Origin of the sequence: Pseudomonas sp. NY11955 (assembly GCF_048068035.1) — a bacterium.
GTDB lineage: Bacteria > Pseudomonadota > Gammaproteobacteria > Pseudomonadales > Pseudomonadaceae > Aquipseudomonas.
In genome coordinates this window covers 1-230 of the sequence record NZ_JBLUPS010000080.1, presented here as the reverse complement: position 1 = coordinate 230, position 230 = coordinate 1, and the positions used below count along the sequence as shown (strand labels likewise).

At 49.1% G+C, this 230-nt stretch carries 1 rRNA gene; it reads right to left on the bottom strand.

Annotation, left to right across the window (positions count from 1 at the left end):
• Positions 1 to 230 (bottom strand): 23S ribosomal RNA (locus ACNFBR_RS29350); the annotation flags it as partial.

Below are 230 nucleotides of genomic sequence, written 5' to 3'. Positions count from 1 at the left end.
AGTTTTTCACTCGCATTGTCGTTACTCATGTCAGCATTCGCACTTCTGATACCTCCAGCAAGCTTCTCAACTCACCTTCACAGGCTTACAGAACGCTCCTCTACCGCATCATCATAAGATGATACCCGTAGCTTCGGTGCATGGTTTGAGCCCCGTTACATCTTCCGCGCAGGCCGACTCGACTAGTGAGCTATTACGCTTTCTTTAAAGGGTGGCTGCTTCTAAGCCAA